This window comes from Psychrobacillus syltrankelensis (assembly GCF_055454035.1).
Window position 1 is genome coordinate 1,624,554 of the sequence record NZ_CM144227.1, and the last position, 18,943, is coordinate 1,643,496.

Sequence of the window (18,943 nt, forward strand, 5' to 3'; positions counted from 1 at the left end):
GTCAGCATAAAATGTGTAACATAATTTTAACCAAAAATATACAAATCATAAAAATGCTATCATAAATCACAAACTAGCATATAGTATGTTGATGTTATTTATTCAACATGAGTAAGCACTCAGTAATGTCTACTCAACATATATATTTCAATCCATTTTATCCGTTCACTTAACTCGAGTATCGCTTGCATCATTTGAAGCTGTTCTTTCTTGTTCACTATTGTATGCATTTTCATTTTTTCTACTGATTCTTCTACCTTTAATAAACTTTCTCCCATTTCTTCTACAAAGTGCTCTATTTTCATATACAATTCCCCCAATCGTTTATATGTATTATTCTAAAGTCTATCTAAGTTAACTCAACTGTCAGAATTTATCGTAATTTAGCATAATTGGTTTTTGAAAAGTAATTGTTATCCAAAATTCATTTTTAGTTCTTTTTCTTACCCCAAAATTTTATTTTGGCTTTCTAGTTTTTCAATATATAAGTAGTTAAGGAGTTGATCTTTGTGCATCCAAATCCTGTCGATCCAGAAGAAATGGCCATGAGACAAGATTTAGACTTAATTGCTTCCCTTAATATGATTGGAGAAGGAGGTCCTGTCCCAATCGTTGATGACGAACAAGAAGAAGTGAAAAAATCCACAGAAGCCGAAAAGAACAATCCTGCCGTTCAATAGAAGTTGGGACAAAACTCTCCACAAAAATAAATAGCCCCGAAAATTTTACGACCAGTAAAGTTTTCGGGGCTTCTATTGAAATTTACCTGTAGTTGTTTTCCGTTACGGCGAACGCCTTCCGGGGGCACGGCTTCAATCTCCTCGTCGCTTTGCTCCTGCGGGGCTTTCAGCTCGCGCTGTTCCCCCAGGAGTCGCCGCCTTCACTTCAAACAACTAGAATAGAAAGGCTTCTAACATAAAAATCTGATTGAAAAGTCAAATCAAATGTATAACGAGCTTCTTCAAAATGAAATCACTCCAGATAAACTTGCGGAAATATATGCTAAGAGGGTAATCTCTTGACGATGTATTTCCAAAAATGAAGTAAAAACGTGAAATCGAGTTACCGATTTCACGTTTTTTTAATTTATAGACTAGTTATGTCCCAGCCTTTTTTTTGTTAAGCAAGTGGCATACATTTGTACTGATAAGCATTAAATCAGTTAGAGGAAGCTTACCATTGGCATTTGAAAATCGAGTGGTAGGTTTTGGAAAACTAATTCAATATCTCCCAAGTACGAAACTGTTTAATATATTGTATTCCGCCGAATATTGTGATAAATTGAATTGTATCTTTAATTGAAGTTTTTACTTCATTTTAATATAAATATAACGGAGTCCCTTCACAAAGGAATGAATATATTGAAATTACAGGAACTAATACGAGAGCATTATACCTCCATGTCTAAAAGTCAGAAAAAATTAGCGAACTATGTATTTGATCATCCGAAAGACATTGCCCTTTGCTCCGCAGCAGAACTCGGTTCGAAAATCGGAATTAGTGAATCAACTGTTATTCGATTTACATATACACTTGGTTTCTCTGGATATATGGAACTTCAGAAGCTTATTCGAGAACATTTTTTTTCACATGAAAGCAGTATCACCACCTATCAGCAGTCAAAACTTTCACTTCACAAAGACAGCAATTTTTATAAACAAGTTATGGAAAAAGACCGTCAATCCATTCTTCACACGATGAACCAAATAGATGAAACTGCCTATTATAAAGCAATTACAAAACTTTCTAAGGCAAATTCCGTGTATGTTCTTGGCCTTAGAACCTCATATTCTGCAGCGAACTGGCTTTCCTTTTCCTTAGGATTGGTGAAAGAAAATGTCCATTTTATGAGACCAGAAACAGAAGATGTAATTCGAACAATTACCCGAATGAATTCTAATTCGGTCGTGATTATTATTTCCTTTCATCGTTATTTAAAAGAAACAATTCATTTTGCTCAGCTTATACGAAAACAAAAAGCGTTTATTATAGGAATAACGGATTCACCTTTAGCTCCTATACATATACATAGTGATGTTTTATTTCCAATTTATTCAACAAGCAAATCTACTCTTGATGCAGTTTCTCCCCTATTCTCGTTTATGAATGCTATCGTAGCTGGTTTAATCGTAGAACATAAAGATGATTTCAATAAAAATCAGGAATTGTATAAAAGTATTCCAAGTAACTTTTTATTTGATGAGGAAGGAGAAGCAACATGAAAAATGCATTATCAGAAATAAAACCGATTGTGGAGGTCGTTTTTGAACATCTCCATAGTCATCCAGAAATAAGCTGGAATGAAATTGAAACAACCAAATATATGAAAGAATTGTTAGTTAGTGAAGGATTTAATGTAACTACTTTTGAGGACATTACTGGACTTGTCGTTACAATTGGAAGTGGGAAACCATGCGTGGGGCTTCGTACGGATATGGATGCACTTTGGCAAGAAGTTGATGGTGAATTTAAAGCAAATCATTCTTGTGGACATGATGCTCATATGACAATGGCAATCGGCACCCTGCTATTGTTAAAGAGACTTGGTGTTCCGCAAAAAGGTACATTGAAAGTATTGTTTCAACCTGCGGAAGAAAAAGGGCAAGGTGCACTTTCATTCGTAGAAAAAGGTTTAGTAGATGATATTGACTACTTATATGGAGTTCATCTTCGCCCAATTCAAGAATTAAGAAATGGATATTGCTCTCCTGCTATTATTCATGGTGCAGGAAAACTAGTGAGTGGGAAAATTCACGGGGTGGAAGCGCACGGTGCAAGACCACATCTTGGAGTAAATGCTATCGAAGTTGGTGCACAAATAGTGCAAGCAATTCAAGCAATCTATTTGGATCCTATAATGTCTTATTCAGCTAAACTCACAAGATTTCTTGCTGGAGGAGAATCAGCTAATATTATTCCAGGAAATGCAGAGTTTAGTATAGACGTCCGAGCACAATCGAATGCTGCTATGAGTGAGTTAATCGGTAAAGTAGAGCATGCTATCCAATCTGTTGCATTTTTAAATAATATTACAATTGATTTTCATATTGAAACGGAAATTGTTGCTGCGCAGGTAGATCCTACAGCAGTTAAATTCATGAAAGAGGCTATAATAGAGACTATCGGAAAAGATCATTACATCCCTCCTATTATTACTCCTGGAGGGGAGGATTTTCATTTTTACACATTAAAAAGACCTGCTATTAAAGCTACCATGCTTGGACTAGGTTGCGATTTAGCTCCAGGATTACATCATCCAGATATGACATTTAAACATGAAAGTATATTAACTGGTATTGAAATTCTTGCCCATACCGTAATGGATACTTTTCAAAGAGGTGAAACAGTTGAATGATACAATAACTATTCGAATATTGAAAACAACGGAAGATATGCGTCTTGTCCAACAATTAGAAGAAACAGTTTGGGGAATGGGATCTATTCCGATTCATCAAACACTTACAGCGGTGAAGAATGGCGGACTTATTATTGGTGCGTTCGACGAGGAAAAATTAGTTGGATTCTCATATGGCTTTGCAGGATTTAAAAATAAAGAAGTGTATTTATGCTCGCATATGTTAGGTATTCATCCTGAATATCAGTTACGCGGAATTGGAAAAAAATTAAAAGATATGCAGCTTATTATCGCAAAAGAGATGGGATACAATCTTATTACATGGACTTTTGATCCGCTAGAGAGTAGGAATGCATATTTAAACGTATCCAAGCTATATGGTATTGTTGACACGTATATTGAAAATTGTTATGGAGAAATGGAAGGCGGTCTAAATGCTGGCCTGCCAACAGACCGTTTACAAATTGAATGGCGGATAAATAGTGAACGAGTAGAGAATAAATGGATGCCAGAGGGTCCCAATTATGAACAACCCTTTCAGATCACTATTTCGGAACATAATTATCCCATATTGATTGAACCTTATATATTTGAACCAACACAAGAAGGATATGAATTACCAATCCCCAGGAACATTCAAGACATAAAAACGGTAGATCCTGAACTTGCATTAAACTGGCGTTTGCAGACAAGAAAGATTATGAAGCAACTATTTATTAAAGAATATGCTTTAGTAGCTGTTCGAAAAACAGATGAGTCTGTAAACTATTATCAATTTGTAAAAAAATCAACGATACCATTACATCTAAAGGGGTAATTACATGATTATTAAAGAGATTAATATTCGTAAAATGAACATGACAATGAAATCACCTTTTTCGACTAGCTTTGGAACTTTTCAAGATAAAGAATTTCTTTTATTAGAAGCTACAGACGAACTTGGAAACACTGGTTGGGGTGAATCAACTGCATTCCACTCTCCGTGGTATAACGAAGAAACACTTGAAACTAACTTGCATATGATTAGAGATTTTTTAATTCCACTCGTATTAGATAAAGAGTTCAAACATCCGGACGAAGTAAGTGACTTATTTGCTCCTCTTCGCAAAAATAATATGGCGAAAGCAGCTGTCGAAGGTGCTATCTGGGACTTATTTGCAAAACGAAATAAGTTAACGCTTGCGAAAGCCCTTGGTGGTACAGCAGATAAAATTGAGGTTGGAATTAGTATTGGAATTCAAAAAAATACTGCTGATTTAATAGAATTAGTACGTGGCTACGTAGCAGAAGGCTATAAACGAATGAAAGTAAAAATTAAACCTGGCCATGACGTGGAAGTTATTCGTGCACTACGTGAAGCTTTCCCAGATGTTCCGCTTATGGCGGATGCAAATTCAGCTTATACATTAGACGATATTGAATTGTTAAAACAGCTGGATGAATTTAATCTAACGATGATCGAGCAACCGCTTGCTTCAGATGATATTATCGATCATGCAAAACTGCAAAAAGAATTAAAAACGCCGATTTGTTTAGATGAAAGTATTCATTCATTAGAAGATACTCGCAAAGCAGTTGAACTTGGAAGTACCAAAATTATTAATATTAAAATTGGTCGAGTTGGTGGCTTAACAGAATCAAAAAAAATACATGATTACTGCATGGAAAACGGTATTCCAGTATGGTGTGGAGGAATGCTTGAATCTGGAATAGGACGTGCCCATAATGTAGCACTTACCACATTACCTAACTTTATTTTACCAGGTGATACAGCAAGCTCTTCACGTTATTGGGAAGAAGATGTGATAACACCAGAAGTAGTTGCAGAAGATGGCTATATTACCGTTCCAATAGGATATGGAATTGGATATGAGCCAAATAAAGAAGCGATGGATCGTTATACAGTCGAACAATTTCATTATAAGGCATGACATGAAAATACCTAACGCCTATCTCTCTATATGAGCTAGGCGCTCTAACTAATGAATTTTCAGAATATACAATCTTTTTTAAAAAAGGGGTTATGCATAGTGAAAAAAAGTTTTCAAATCGGTTCTGCTTTTATTGGAATTATTGTAGGGGCAGGATTTGCTTCTGGACAAGAAATTTTACAATTCTTTTCAAGCTTTGGTTACATAGGAATTGCAGGTTCCATTCTAGCCGCTATATTGTTTGCTTTTCTTGGAATGAATTTAGCACAATTGGGAAGTCGTCTACAAACTACTTCTCATAAAGATGTAATTTATCATATTTGCGGTAGAAATCTAGGTGTCTTTGTAGATATTATTATCACTTTTTTCTTATTTGGAGTAACTGTAGTTATGTTCTCTGGGGCAGGAGCAATTTTTGAAGAACAATTTGGATTACCAGCTATTGTAGGAAGTCTTTTTATGACAGCTATTACAATAGCATCCGTTACGTTGAATATCCAAAAAATTATTGGACTAATTAGTGCAGTTACTCCGTTCTTGTTGGTAATGGTTATTTTAATTGCCGGTTATTCTTTACTCCATTTCGACCCTTCTGCTATTAATATGGATGCGGCCGTTGCAAAAGCTTCTCCAGCTGCTTCAAATTGGATGTTGGGAGCATTATTATATGTTTCTTATAATATTGCAGCCGGTGTATCGATGATTACCGTTATCGGTGGAACAGTAAAAAATCAAAAAGTAGCCGGCTTGGGTGGAATTATCGGTGGACTTGGATTGGGGCTATTAATTTTATTAATAAATATTTCAATGTTAACACAAATAGACACTATTTCTGGAGTGGCAATGCCAATGATTACGTTAGCAAATGAAATACACCCAGTTATTGGATTTATCATGGCACTTGTTCTTATAGGTATGATTTACAACACTGCGGTTGCCATGCTCTATGCGTTTTCTGCTCGTGTTGTAAAACCTGAAAAGTCTTCTTTTAAATCATTTACAATTTTGTTTGGGATTATAGCGTTTATCGCTAGTTTCGTAGGGTTTGTTAAACTTGTAGGAACTGTTTATCCTGTCACAGGCTATTTAGGATTTCTATTAATTGCTGCAATTATTGTATCTTGGATCCTGTATAAAAGAAGATCTTCAAAGGTTTATGTGTAGGAGAAATTGTAGAAATACCCTTTACTATACTATTTCCCAGGAAATCAAGGTAAATCTGCTAATCTTCTAATAAAAAGAGTCCTTTCACTAAAAATAGCGAAAGGACTCTTTTTAAATTACTTTTTAACGTCTACAATACGACCTTCTATTTCATTCTTAACAGTTTTCATAGATTGAAGTTGCTCTTGAAGATTTTCCCAATCTGAAAGCCCTAGGTCTGTTACACGGCCTTCTGCATAAGCTTTGGCGAATACATCGTAACCGTCTCCACCTTTTGCAGTAAATGCGTTTGTTGCAACAACATATTTTTCAGCATCTTTGATGTCTACAAATGTTCCATCAGCAGCTTTGATTTTAATGGATACTACGCGTTGACCTTCTGGTTTAGAAGAATCGAATTCTACTTTTGCTCCAGAAACGTGTAAGAAACCACCATTTTCTTTTGGATAGGATTTAAAGCTAATTTCAAATGCAGCTTTTAGTTCAGCACCTGTTACTTCCATTGTTGCTAATGTATTACCAAATGGAAGAACTGTAATAACCTCACCTACGGTAATTGGACCAGCATTAATTTCTGAACGAATTCCTCCGCCGTTTTGAAGAGCCATTACTACTTTACTATTATATGTTTTAGCTTTTGCTAGCATGCCGTCTGTAATAATATTACCTAGAGCTGTTTCATTTTTACGTACGCTTGGGTCCGTATCGACTTTTACTCGAGGATTTGTAAGTTCGTCCTCTGCAGTAACACCAATTTCTTTCCCTTTAATTTCTTTAATTTTATCCGAGTATTTCTTTAGTAATTCAGCCGCAGCTGGATCCTCTTTTTGATCTTTTATTGGAATTAATTTTCCATCATAACCTGTAATCTTACCTTTTCTATCAAAGTTCACATCTAAAGTTCCTAAAAAATCACTGTATTGGTAAGCTTGAACAATAACAGTTGGATCTTTCTTTGCTCCATTTTTATCTTTATCTACTACAACTGGCTTATCCAATTGAGTATGGCTATGTCCACCAACGATTACATCTATTCCAGTTACAGCAGCTGCTAATAATAAATCATTATCATATTCGGCGCTATCATCAAAACCGATATGAGTAACAGCAATGACTTTATTAACACCTTGCTTCTCAAACTCATCTACCATTTTTTGTGCAGCTTTAATATAATCCGTAAATGTAACATCTTTAGGACTTGAAATATCAGCAGTTTCAGCAGTAGTTAGTCCAAATAGTCCAATTTTCTGACCATCTACTTCTTTAATAATACCGCTATAAATTTGTCCATCTTTAGGATCTGAAGATACATTTACATTAAACAAACCTTTAAGATTTACATCTTTTGAGAAATCAACATTTGAACTTACAAATGGGAATTTCGATTTTTCGATGAACTGTTTAAGCGCTAAATGGCCTTCAGGACTTGAGCCAAGATCAAATTCATGGTTACCAAATGTCATTACATCATAATCCATTAAATTCATCAATTCTACATCTGCTTGTCCTTTAAATTCATTAAAGTATAAAGTACCAGAGAATACGTCACCAGCATCGATTAATAAAGCGGATGGTTTTACAGCTCTTACTTCTTTAATTGCTGTTAGACGTTTTGGAGCTTGATCCGTATGTGCATGTGTGTCATTAAGGTGCATTAATGATAAAGTAAAGCCTACATCTACTTTATCTGAGATTGCTTGAACTTGTTTTAAAAGCTCTTTTACTGCTGGTAGAGTTTTTTCGCTTGGAAGTCTATCTAGTAATGGTTGAATAGAATCTACTACTTTTATAGCTTCTTCTTTTTTGCCAGCATTAAATAATGCTTCTGCTTGATTGACTTTCATATAAATAGTAACTGGAACCATTAATGCATCTCTTTTTAGATTTGCAGGATCTTTGTATTGTTTTAATAATAGATCACGAGCATCTTTACCTGTAAAACGATATAAAATAGCTGTTCTTGTCTTAAGTTGAGCTGATAGCTTGTGATATTCTTTTTCTATTTTTACCCAGTCTTTATTTGTCTCTGCTTTTTGAATTTCTTTCATGATAGGATCTAAATATTTGTCTGCATAGTTGTATGCATCAATATAAGGGATTAAACCTTTTGTAACTCTTTCATAATACAATTCATCTAAATTTTTTAGCAAAGTATCTTTGTTTTTTGCATCCGATTTTACAATAGCATCTTTAGCTTTTTGATAGTTTGCTTTGGCTTTATTTAGAGTTGCATATAAACTCGAACTTGTAGCAAGTTTTCCGGCTTGTGCTGGAACAACATAAGAATAAGAAGCATTTTTGATATCTTTTCTTGCTTCGTCTACTACATTTTGTAGAGAACTATTTGCGAAAGAAATACTTGATGCTGAGAACAATGATGTTGCAATCACTGCAGCCACTGCCGACTTCTTCATTTTACTATTTTTCATAATTTACCCCCTAAATAATGGTTATGAAGTAATTAATTTTATTATTAACTACCCACTATTCCTAGACTAAACTAAATTCTCATCTATCACAAGTGAAATTTCTGATAATTTGTTGTTTAATGACTGTAAATATGTTGTTCTAATATGACAGGTTTTTACAGAAAACCTTCTCTTCATTTAAAAGTTAGTTTTATAGGACAAATTCAATTTTAACAAATGATTGTCCATGTCTCTTTGTGGTATAATAAGGTATCAAAAAAGAGATGGGAGCCTCACAATGTTAAAAGATATTTTTATGACTTTATCAGAAAACCAACTATTAAATGGTGCAGCAAAAAGATATGGTTTAAAAATGGGTGCACAACATGTAGTAGCTGGTACTAATATTGAAGAAACAATTGAAAGTATTAAGAAACTGAATGCAGTAGGTATTTCATGTACAGTGGATAATTTGGGAGAATTTGTTTTCGAAAAAGAAGAAGCTTTGGAAGCAAAAGCTCAAATTATTGCAGTTATCGAAGCAATTGAAGAAAACCAAGTAGATGCTCATATTTCATTAAAGCCATCACAACTAGGTCTAGATATTGACTATGATTTTGCTTTAGAAAACTTAAAAGAAATTGTAGCAATTGCACATAAATATGGTACATTCATCAATATTGATATGGAATCACACAAGCATTTACAACCTTCTTTCGATATTTTGGACGAACTTTCGAAAGACTATGATAATGTTGGAACTGTAATTCAAGCTTATTTCTATCGTGCTGCGGAAGATATTCAAAAGTATAAAAACTTTCGACTTCGTATCGTAAAAGGTGCTTATAAAGAACCAATAGAATATGCATACCAGACAAAAGAAGAAATTGATAAAAACTATATCGAGTTAATCGAATGGCATTTACTAAACGGTAAATTTACATCTATCGCAACACATGATCACAATGTTATTAACCATATTAAGCAATTTATTAAAGATAATAATATTCCAAATGACAAATTTGAATTCCAAATGCTTTATGGCTTCCGTACAGATATGCAACATCAACTTGCAAAAGAAGGTTATAACTTCTGCACATACGTGCCATTCGGTAAAGATTGGTACGGTTATTTCATGCGTCGTCTAGCAGAACGTCCACAAAACTTGAACCTTGTAGTAAAACAAGTTTTCAACAAAAACACAAACACTCTTCTTGGAATTGCTGCTGGGGCATTCGCCCTTGGTAGAATAACAAAAAGAAACAAAAACAAACGCTAATTTAGAAACACTGCACAGCCATTAAACACTAATGGCCGCGCAGTGTTTTTTTAATGCCGAGAATGTTACAAGAGTGTTTCAAGTGTATTTCAGTTGTGCTTCAAGTGCCAGGCACCAGTAACAAACTTGAAACACACCAACGTAGTAAGGGGACATAAAAAAAACACCTTATTCTACGGGGAATGGTAGAATAAGGTGTTTATACTTCTCTTCCTTGTAATCGCTCAAGGGTTTTGTTTTTATTTGGATTACCGTAAATAATCCTTCTACTTCTATACTTCGTTTAAGTTGTTACAGTTTTAATCGCTCTTTGATTGTTTCCCCAAATATAATTCTGAAGTTTTCTGAACTTACTTCCTTCTAAGCTCGTTCATCAACTTTGTATAATATTTATTTGTTAATGTAATAATAAAACAGTTAAATTAGAATACCCATAGAGTTTTATTAGAATTTGATGAGAGTTTTTATTCCCATGTAACGGAAAGTATTTTGCCTGAAATAGCATGTACTTGAATTGTAGCTTTATTTTGCTTGGTTTTGGAAACTTCTTTAGAATCACTCTCTGGTAAGGAAGCTTTCATAACGATTAAGTAATAACCACCTTCATTTGTTTTAACAAATGAACTATTTTCCACTGTACCTTTGACCTGTTGTTGAGCAGTTTTCGTTGCTTGTTCTTCTGTAATTAGAATAGTTGCTGTTTTTTCGTTTTTTGTTTCAGTATCTGTTTTCTTTGCATCGGATTGAATTGTTAACGTTTTGGCAGGTGATGTTTGCGGTTCTTCTACTTTTACTTCAGCGGTTTTGGATGTTTCGATTTGTGTAGATTCTTCCTTAACAGGTTCTATTTTAACAGTTTCTGCTTTTGCAACTTCACCCTTTGCCACTTCTTCTTTTGGCTTTTCCTCTTTCGTTTTATCCGTTTTTGTTTCTTCTGCCTTAGATTGTTCTAATTTTAAAACATCTTTAATAGCAAATTTTATAATTTCTTTAATTTGCTTTTCTTCCTTTTCTTCAGTTGGTTTCTCTTCCACTTTTAATTGTGTAGATTTTAATCCTTTTGGAGAAATAGGAATAGTTGATTTTGATGTTTTAGTTGTTTCTAAGTCTGTTCTTGAGTTTTTTTGTTTTTCAGTAATAATAATTTTCGCAGGAGGTTTTACAATATCTACAATACCTGAGGTGTTAACTTCATCACTAGTTTCCAATAATGGTATTTCCGAAATTTCAAGTGTAGTCTCATCGTCAACCTTTGCCGATTTTTCTGTTACACCATTTGGTTTATCGTTGACAAATTCATCTGTCTGTTCAAGTGAATATACATCTCCAGTGACTGGATTCATTTCTACTAAATAAAATACACCACTTTTAGTAATAACTGCCTTGTAAACATCATGTTTCATCGTTACACCAGCAACTTCGGCATCATACATTTGCTCGAGGTGGGAGCGAACTTCATTTTCAGATATCGACTGAGTATTATGTGTTATATTCAATGCAATTCCAATTCCCAATGCAACGATTATTACAATAAAAATTGAAAGAATTCCTTTTTGTTTGAAAAGTTTCATTCACGCTTTCCCTCCTCCAAAACATCATACTTCACGAACATTAAAAATCGCTGAGAATTTGATTTTTTGGAATAAAAATGTGGATGGTTGTGCCAAACCCCACTACACTTTCAATTGAGAGCTCTACAGATATTCTATTTGCTATATCTTTTGCTATTGCCATTCCAAGACCAGTACCGCCTGTTTTTCTATTTCTATCTTCATCTACTCGATAGAAACGATCATAAATATGTTCTAAATCTTTTTTAGGTATTCCATTACCATAATCCATAATAGATATTTTTGTTCCTTTTTCATTTTCTAAAACGGTCGCTTTAATTTCTTTGTCACTGTATTTTCGAGCGTTATCCAATACGATGAAAAGTAATTGTCTTAATTGTTCTAAATCCGTTTTTGCAAGGATGGGGCCTTCTCCTTTTAATAAGAACTTTCTATTATATGCAGTGCGCATTGATTGCAAAGTAGTTTCCACCAGTTCAAATACATCCACCTGCTCAGTGGTTCGAAAAGATTGTTCATTACTCTTAGCTAATAGGAGCATCTGTGAAATCATTTCTTTCATTCTACTTGTTTCGCTAATAATTGCTTGAACAGATTCTTTAGCCACTTCTGTATTACTAAAACCATGTCGAGAAAGTAACTTCGCATAACTTTCGATAACAGTTAATGGTGTTTTTAATTCGTGGGATGCATCCGAAACAAATTGTTCTTGTTTGTTATAGTTTTGTTCCAGTTTCTCCATCATTTCATTAAATGCAATTCCCATTTGCGTCATTTCATCTTTTCTTTTTCCTAGCACGTTTATTTTTTTGTATTTCCCGGACAGTCGACTTTGAGACATTGTATTTATTAACTTTTTAATTGGTCCAGTTATGATTTTGCCAAGCATGATACTAGATATTAACATAAGGAACATTCCAATTAATGTAACCCCAACTAAAATAAGTCTGAGGAAATCTAGATTTTTGTCCACCTCAACAAGTAGTTTCATTGTCTCCACTTCATTAACTTCTCCGTCAGCCCAAATGACAGGTTTACTTATTGATAATATAGGCATCCCTTGAATAGTTCCGATTGAATACCGCTCATCCTCTTTAAACTTTGGCTGATAATCATTCACATCTTCAATCGATTGAACAAACAATTTCATTTCTCCATTACTATTATTAACACGAATAGCGCCTTTAGAAGGAATATAAGTCCTTAGTATGGTAGCAGCATCATCTTCTATATCCATTTTACTTAATGCCTTAATTAACTCATCAGCTTCATTATTTAGCTGGTTATACTCTGTATCATATGCCATTTTTTCAAAAATAAAATAAACACCAATATTCATCAAACTTAAAATAAGAAAAGAAAGAAATGTTGAAAAAAGGTGAATCTTCGTTTTAAGCTTCATTCCTCTGCTCCTTCAAAACATAACCAACCCCTCGGATAGTTTGTATAAGAGAAGTTTTCTGATTTTCTTCAATTTTTTTCCGAACATATCGTATGTATACATCCACTACATTTGTATCTCCATAATAATCAAATCCCCAAACAGCATCTAAAAGCTGTTCCCTTGTTAAAACCTGATTAGGGTGTTTCATCAAGTAAAGCAATAAATCATACTCGCGTGGAGTCAAATTAATAGATTGTCCATCTCTACTAATTTCACGTGTTTGCTCATTTAGCATAAGGGATTCAAAAATATGCACCTTTTCATCCTTCTTGACAAGAGTTGGAGTGGATTTAGTAAACCGAATAGAAGTACGAACACGTGCGAGAAGCTCCTCAATTTCAAATGGTTTCGTCACATAATCATTCGCGCCAAGATCAAGCCCTGTTACCTTATCTTCTAAATCACTTTTCGCAGTCAACAAAATAACAGGCGTATCAGATTCTGTCGCCCTAATTCTTCTTAAAACATCCAGTCCATTAAGACCAGGCAGCATCAGATCCAATAATATCAAATCCCACTTCTTTTCCCGGTATTTAATGAGGCCGTCTGTACCGGTGTATGCAATTTCCACACCGTATCCTTCGAACTCCAGCTCCAGTTGCAAAACGCGAGCAATATTCTCCTCATCTTCAATTATTAAAACCTGCTCCTTCATCCGAATCCCCCTCTTTTCTCCTATTCTATCACACTAACAACGACTTGCTTATATCGAAAAGAAGTCGCAACTTGTGATTGAAAAGAATGGTTATCAGCCGTTCTAGGAGATTCTCGGAGTTCCTTCTGAGTCTGAGTTTCTCAGAGAATCTCACACTCAGAAGCCCTCGATATTGTTACATTATTATTACTGGTGCCTGGCACCAGTAACAATAATGTAACAATTGGACTTTTTGTTGGTTTGAAAATTTTTGAATATCAAAAATTTTATTTTGAGTATTTTTTAGGGAGTAAAATTGTGTTTTGGAGCGTAATTGATCATCAAAAGTAAATTTTCTTAGGAAAATGCAAATTGTGACAATTGTGCTATTTTTAGTTTTGTTATATGGTGAATGAAATATGTTGGAGGTGTAGTTTAATTGGGAAGAATGAGAAGGATTTGGCAGCCTGAAATTTTTTATCATGTAACAATGAGAGGTAATAACCGCCAAAATATATTTTTAAATGATGGTGATTTTGCTTTGTTTTTCCGTGCGCTTCATTATACTTTTTCAAAGCATTCTTTTACTATGATTGCTTACTGCATAATGAATAATCATTATCACCTTTTACTTCGCTCACCAGAAATTCCGTTGTCAAATATAATGGCATTAGTGAACAAAAGATATTCAGAGTATTTTAAAAGAAAATATAATTATTATGGACAACTTTATGAGACACGCTATTTTGCCAGCATGGTGTCAGACCCAATTAGTCTCCTTAATGTGAGTAGTTATATTCATCAAAATCCAATCAACACTTCTAGATTCATAGCCGATAAAATGGAGAACTACAGTTTTAGTTCTTTTCCATATTACTTTCATCAAATTAAATCACCACATCCATTCCTGGATACAAATTTGCTTCCTTCTATCATTGAGACTTATCCTGAAATAAAAGAAAAGGATTACTGCACTTACTGCCAAAACTACCGTATGCAAACAGAAGAAGAATGGTCCTCCCATTGTCAAATGACATAAGAGAGGACCATATTTTTAAATGATGATTTCGGAATTTTCCATTATAGAAAAAACTCGATTAGCTACTTTACATTCTTCCACAAAAGCATTGAAAATCGGACGAATAGTTGCAATCGGCCCTTCCATCATTTCTGGATGCCATTGTACAGCTATGACAAAGCGTTCTTCTTCCCATTCAATCGCTTCCACAATCCCATCTGGAGCAGTCATAGTTGCTTTAAATCCTTTGCCTAACTCTTTCACAGCTTGATGGTGAAAGCTGTTTACTCCAATTTCATCTGTTTTGTATATATTGAAGAGCGTGGATTCCTTCTCAATTTTAACAGGATGAAACGGATAATGTCTTAGTGCTTTAGGAACTGAGTGATTAATTCCTTCAGGCTTTTGGGACTCTAAATCTTGATAAAGAGTTCCACCTGTCGCAACATTTAGCAGTTGCATTCCTCGACATATTGCAAGGACAGGTAAAGATGTTTCAAATAATACTTTTTTAACAAGCTTGAATTCATGATCGTCGCGTCTTGGTTCAATTAATCCTAAACCAAATCGAGGGTATTCACCGTAATAATTTGGATCAATATCCGAACCACCAGTGAATAAAATGCCGTCTAATTTTTGCAAAAGTGGTGTTAACGTTTCGATATCCTCGGTTATCGGTAGAATTACTGGCACCCCTCCAGCACGTTCTATTGCAACTATATAATCATCAGCAAGCAATTGCCATTCCTGCTGTACAGCTCCAATTCCTACTTCCATGCCTATAGCATCATCTGATAAATAATTTGCACATATACCAATAAGTGGTTTCATTTTCCATTCCCCCAAAATTACCTGTTGTAAGCACACTATAATTAATATCGTTTAATCCCTCAATCACTTCTAGTGAGCACTGTTAAAAAGTATTAGTAGCCTATGTTTCAATCAAATCAATTTCCGTCCTCGGATAATGACGACAATTGAGGTATCTACAAATGAGTTTGTTCCAAAAAATATTAGTTATACAAATGTTACCGGTGGACGAGACGATTGTATCCTGAGTTCCTCTTATACCAGCAGGAATACAACTTCCACATCGAAACATCCTGCGGTCCGTAACATCTCATTACCTAATGAATTAAATATCCTTTATAACTCAACTACCCATCCGAATGGATCTGTTAAAGTTCCCTTCTGAATACCAGTTAATGTATTATAAAGCTTCTTGGATAGCTCACCAGTTTCACCGTTGTTCACGTAAAATAATTCGCCTTTCCAGTTAAGTTCACCAATCGGAGAAATAACTGCAGCTGTACCTGTTCCAAATGCTTCATTTAACTTTCCTGTTCGATAGGCTTCTCGTATTTCATCCATTGAAACCTTGCGCTCCGTTACCGGAACATCCCAATGTTTCAACAATTGAATAATAGATTTACGAGTAATTCCATCTAAAATACTACCATTTAAAGCTGGAGTAACTACTTCCCCATCAATTTTGAAGAACACATTCATGCTTCCTACTTCTTCAATATATTTCCGTTCAATACCGTCTAACCATAAAACTTGAGAGTACCCTTCGTGATCCGCAGTTTCCTGAGCTTTTAAACTTGAAGCGTAGTTACCAGCGGTTTTTGCAGTACCAGTACCTCCCGCAACAGCACGAACGTAATTGCTTTCCACAAGAATTTTTACAGGATGAATACCTTCTTTATAGTAAGATCCAACTGGTGACATTATTATGATGAAACTATAAGTAAGAGCGGCTGAAACGCCTAAATGTGCCTCAGTTGCAATCATGAACGGGCGAATATATAAAGAGGTGCCAGGTTCAGCAGGTATCCACTCTTTATCCACTTCTATTAAAGCCTTCAACGCTTCCAGTGCATTTACCTCATCTATTTTTGGCATGCTCATACGTTCACATGAATTATTCATTCGCTTCATATTCTCTTCTGGGCGGAATAAACGAACGATGCCGTCATCTGATAAATAAGCTTTCATTCCTTCAAAAACAGTTTGCCCATAATGCAAAATAGTTGCAGATGGATCTAACGTTATAGGTTGATAAGGGACAATTCGTTGATCATGCCAGCCTACACCTTCCGTATAATCTGCTATAAACATATGATCGGTAAAAGTTCTTCCAAATATTAATTGATCAGCTGGCAGTTTTTCTTTTTTATTTTCGCTTTTTGTAATTTGAATTTTTAGACTACTCATGACGTACTTTTCCCCTATCAATTATTATGATTACTGCAACTTCTTTTGTGTGCAATATATTATATGCAATTATACTACTTTTTAAAAAATTAGAAATACCTTTTCCAAATTATTTTCATAAAATTTAGGTTATCTTTTTGGAACGAGATGGATTCCTCATTTCCCGAAATGCTTACAAAATCCGACTTTAGTAATAAGAGAATTCTCATATTTATATAACAATTGGCTGTTTTCTACCGATATACCACGTATATAGAAAAATACAAATTAGATAGGAGGCACTTTATTTGTTTAAGTATTCAATATACATATTAACCATTATTGTTTTATTGTTCACAAGCTTCTCCGTTACTACTACCGCAAATGCTTCTACAATAGTAGATGGAATGTTCGTGGATGTTACTTATGAAGAAGTTGTGCTAAGTGGCAAAACAACAGAAAAAAAATTAGCAAAAATTACGTTGATAAATGATAACGGTAAAACTATTACATTAAATATTGATAAATATACGCCACTTTTTATTAATTCCACTACTACAACTATCGATGCATTTAAAGAAGGAATGTGGGTACAAGCATCCGTCGATTTACGAAAAGTAACAGAACTTCGTGGCTTTGCAGATATTCCACAAGGAAATTCCAATGCAATAGGGGAAAACATAACTGGAACTGTAAATGAAATTGATCGAAATGGTAAGTTCATTTCGATTAATTTAAAGAATAAGCAATCGAAGAGATTTTATTTGGATCAAGATACACAAGTTTTTAAAGATACAAAACTTGTAGATTTAAGCGTATTGTTTAAGGGAGATCGCGTTAAACTTAATCTTACAGAATACGATTCTGATATACTTTCATCCATTGAAATAATTGTCGAAGGGATTCAAGTGGAACATATTTACAAAGGAACAATTCAACAAATTGATGCAAATCAAAAAAAGCTCCTTGTGAAAGATGAGAAAGTTTTTCAAAATTGGGACTGGCAACTGGTAAATTCAGTCTCAAAGGGATTTACTTCGAAACCATTCACAGCAAAAACGCCTATTTACGTAGGAAATAAAACAATTGATCCTTCTCAATTACGTTCTTATGTAAATAATGAAGTTTACTATGTAACGATTAAGCAACTAGATAAAGAAGTTATTCAAAAAATAATTATTAAGCAATCGAACGAGCGAACCATCCATGATCAATTATATTCGGTTGATACATCTGCTCAAAAAATTAGACTTTCTAGTAATGGAAGTATTTCTTACCACAAAGGTACTATCATTATTCGGAATGGTCGTTTAGTTGATCCTAGTGCACTAGCACAAAGTGGTGATGCATTTGTAATTACGAACGGTGGAAGTTCATCTCAATATGCAAATATTATTCATATCACAAATGACGGATTCCAAAGTCCTAGCTTGTCAAACCATGAAGTGTTCTTTGGACAAATTAGCAGCGTTGGTACTAACCAATTACTACTTACGGATGTTAGTAGACTATTGAATAATTATTGGTACTCTACTTCAAAGTCTACTACTTTGAATATTAGTAATGATACTGTTGTCGTAGAAGATTATAATAGTTTCACTAAGAACTTTACGTATAGCACGAACAAATATGCTTATTTCTATGTGAAGGATAATCATGTGGTAGCCGCTCACATTATTGGAAGTGGTAGTCCTGCTCCTTATGTTTCAGTTGGACGTCTACAGTCCAAGTCATATTCCTCTATTGATTTGAAAGATGTTAGCCAATGGAATAACGGAAATTGGACAAAAAACAATCCAATAAATTATTTCGACGTTAGCCAAGCTACTTTTATTAAAGAAGGTAAAGTTATTTCTATTGATATGATAAACGAGAATGATCGATTATTTATTATTCACGAATCATATTCAACAGCTCGTATTATATTAGTAGATTAATTAATG

General features: G+C 34.3%; 16 protein-coding genes. 9 read left to right on the forward strand and 7 right to left on the reverse strand.

What is annotated here, in order from left to right; translation table 11 throughout:
* Positions 1-119: 119 nt before the first annotated feature.
* Complete coding sequence (locus tag ACTSKG_RS08020) at positions 120-305, reverse strand: hypothetical protein (RefSeq protein ID WP_464757641.1); 186 nt, start codon at positions 303-305, stop codon at positions 120-122.
* A gap of 204 nt (positions 306-509) precedes the next feature.
* On the opposite strand from ACTSKG_RS08020, the gene ACTSKG_RS08025 reads away from it, so the two are divergent.
* The 6 genes from ACTSKG_RS08025 (at position 510) to ACTSKG_RS08050 (ending at position 6,450) form a co-directional block, all read left to right on the forward strand.
* Entirely contained in the window at positions 510-680 is a 171-nt protein-coding gene (locus tag ACTSKG_RS08025) for a hypothetical protein (protein WP_464757642.1), read from the forward strand.
* 672 nt (positions 681-1,352) lie between these two features.
* A complete protein-coding gene (locus tag ACTSKG_RS08030) occupies positions 1,353-2,222 on the forward strand; it encodes a MurR/RpiR family transcriptional regulator (protein WP_464757643.1) in 870 nt (289 codons plus the stop codon).
* Positions 2,219-3,355 (forward strand): M20 peptidase aminoacylase family protein, encoded by a 1,137-nt coding sequence (locus tag ACTSKG_RS08035; protein WP_464757644.1) that lies wholly within the window; start codon positions 2,219-2,221, stop codon positions 3,353-3,355. Before ACTSKG_RS08030 ends, ACTSKG_RS08035 begins: the two co-directional genes overlap by 4 nt.
* On the forward strand, positions 3,339-4,172 hold the full coding sequence (locus ACTSKG_RS08040) for a GNAT family N-acetyltransferase (RefSeq protein WP_464757646.1): 834 nt from the start codon (positions 3,339-3,341) through the stop codon (positions 4,170-4,172). The genes ACTSKG_RS08035 and ACTSKG_RS08040 overlap by 17 nt, the downstream gene beginning before the upstream one ends.
* A gap of 4 nt (positions 4,173-4,176) precedes the next feature.
* Complete coding sequence (menC, locus tag ACTSKG_RS08045; RefSeq protein ID WP_464757647.1) at positions 4,177-5,286, forward strand: o-succinylbenzoate synthase; 1,110 nt, start codon at positions 4,177-4,179, stop codon at positions 5,284-5,286.
* A 99-nt stretch (positions 5,287-5,385) separates the two neighbouring features.
* A complete protein-coding gene (locus tag ACTSKG_RS08050; protein WP_464757649.1) occupies positions 5,386-6,450 on the forward strand; it encodes a YkvI family membrane protein in 1,065 nt (354 codons plus the stop codon).
* 116 nt (positions 6,451-6,566) lie between these two features.
* Here the strand turns inward: ACTSKG_RS08050 and ACTSKG_RS08055 are convergent, their stop codons facing one another.
* A complete protein-coding gene (locus tag ACTSKG_RS08055) occupies positions 6,567-8,879 on the reverse strand; it encodes a 5'-nucleotidase C-terminal domain-containing protein (protein WP_464757651.1) in 2,313 nt (770 codons plus the stop codon).
* 277 nt (positions 8,880-9,156) lie between these two features.
* Between ACTSKG_RS08055 and ACTSKG_RS08060 the strand changes: the two genes are divergently transcribed.
* The gene (locus tag ACTSKG_RS08060; protein ID WP_464757653.1) at positions 9,157-10,137 is read left to right on the forward strand and encodes a proline dehydrogenase family protein; all 981 of its coding nucleotides are present in this window, start codon (positions 9,157-9,159) and stop codon (positions 10,135-10,137) included.
* Positions 10,138-10,601: 464 nt separating this feature from the next.
* Here ACTSKG_RS08060 and ACTSKG_RS08065 read toward each other — a convergent pair whose 3' ends face one another.
* Genes ACTSKG_RS08065 through ACTSKG_RS08075 form a run of 3 tightly spaced genes read right to left on the reverse strand, consistent with a single transcriptional unit; the run spans position 10,602 to position 13,807 of the window.
* Positions 10,602-11,708 (reverse strand): PepSY domain-containing protein, encoded by a 1,107-nt coding sequence (locus ACTSKG_RS08065; RefSeq protein WP_464757655.1) that lies wholly within the window; start codon positions 11,706-11,708, stop codon positions 10,602-10,604.
* Positions 11,709-11,748: 40 nt separating this feature from the next.
* Positions 11,749-13,110 carry a sensor histidine kinase gene (locus ACTSKG_RS08070; protein WP_464757656.1) on the reverse strand — a complete coding sequence of 454 codons (1,362 nt, stop codon included), beginning with the start codon at positions 13,108-13,110 and terminating at the stop codon, positions 11,749-11,751.
* Complete coding sequence (locus tag ACTSKG_RS08075) at positions 13,100-13,807, reverse strand: response regulator transcription factor (RefSeq protein WP_464757658.1); 708 nt, start codon at positions 13,805-13,807, stop codon at positions 13,100-13,102. Before ACTSKG_RS08075 ends, ACTSKG_RS08070 begins: the two co-directional genes overlap by 11 nt.
* A gap of 427 nt (positions 13,808-14,234) precedes the next feature.
* Here ACTSKG_RS08075 and ACTSKG_RS08080 point away from each other — a divergent pair, with 427 nt between their 5' ends.
* Positions 14,235-14,825: a transposase gene (locus tag ACTSKG_RS08080; RefSeq protein WP_464757994.1), complete on the forward strand. Its 591-nt coding sequence runs from the start codon at positions 14,235-14,237 to the stop codon at positions 14,823-14,825.
* 15 nt (positions 14,826-14,840) lie between these two features.
* On the opposite strand, the gene ACTSKG_RS08085 is transcribed toward ACTSKG_RS08080, so the two are convergent.
* Together ACTSKG_RS08085 and ACTSKG_RS08090 are read right to left on the reverse strand one after the other, a co-directional pair.
* A complete protein-coding gene (locus ACTSKG_RS08085; protein WP_464757659.1) occupies positions 14,841-15,635 on the reverse strand; it encodes a gamma-glutamyl-gamma-aminobutyrate hydrolase family protein in 795 nt (264 codons plus the stop codon).
* Positions 15,636-15,950: 315 nt separating this feature from the next.
* The gene (locus tag ACTSKG_RS08090) at positions 15,951-17,021 is read right to left on the reverse strand and encodes a branched-chain amino acid aminotransferase (protein WP_464757661.1); all 1,071 of its coding nucleotides are present in this window, start codon (positions 17,019-17,021) and stop codon (positions 15,951-15,953) included.
* 287 nt (positions 17,022-17,308) lie between these two features.
* On the opposite strand from ACTSKG_RS08090, the gene ACTSKG_RS08095 reads away from it, so the two are divergent.
* Complete coding sequence (locus tag ACTSKG_RS08095) at positions 17,309-18,937, forward strand: hypothetical protein (RefSeq protein ID WP_464757663.1); 1,629 nt, start codon at positions 17,309-17,311, stop codon at positions 18,935-18,937.
* The last annotated feature ends 6 nt before the right edge of the window (positions 18,938-18,943 follow it).

Coding starts and splice junctions, on each gene's coding strand:
- ACTSKG_RS08020 (WP_464757641.1), bottom strand. CDS start 305: ATGAAAATAGAGCACTTTGTAGAAGAAATGGGAGAAAGTTTATTAAAG.
- ACTSKG_RS08030 (WP_464757643.1), top strand. CDS start 1,353: ATGAATATATTGAAATTACAGGAACTAATACGAGAGCATTATACCTCC.
- ACTSKG_RS08035 (WP_464757644.1), top strand. CDS start 2,219: ATGAAAAATGCATTATCAGAAATAAAACCGATTGTGGAGGTCGTTTTT.
- menC (WP_464757647.1), top strand. CDS start 4,177: ATGATTATTAAAGAGATTAATATTCGTAAAATGAACATGACAATGAAA.
- ACTSKG_RS08055 (WP_464757651.1), bottom strand. CDS start 8,879: ATGAAAAATAGTAAAATGAAGAAGTCGGCAGTGGCTGCAGTGATTGCA.
- ACTSKG_RS08060 (WP_464757653.1), top strand. CDS start 9,157: ATGTTAAAAGATATTTTTATGACTTTATCAGAAAACCAACTATTAAAT.
- ACTSKG_RS08065 (WP_464757655.1), bottom strand. CDS start 11,708: ATGAAACTTTTCAAACAAAAAGGAATTCTTTCAATTTTTATTGTAATA.
- ACTSKG_RS08070 (WP_464757656.1), bottom strand. CDS start 13,110: ATGAAGCTTAAAACGAAGATTCACCTTTTTTCAACATTTCTTTCTTTT.
- ACTSKG_RS08075 (WP_464757658.1), bottom strand. CDS start 13,807: ATGAAGGAGCAGGTTTTAATAATTGAAGATGAGGAGAATATTGCTCGC.
- ACTSKG_RS08080 (WP_464757994.1), top strand. CDS start 14,235: ATGAGAAGGATTTGGCAGCCTGAAATTTTTTATCATGTAACAATGAGA.
- ACTSKG_RS08085 (WP_464757659.1), bottom strand. CDS start 15,635: ATGAAACCACTTATTGGTATATGTGCAAATTATTTATCAGATGATGCT.
- ACTSKG_RS08090 (WP_464757661.1), bottom strand. CDS start 17,021: ATGAGTAGTCTAAAAATTCAAATTACAAAAAGCGAAAATAAAAAAGAA.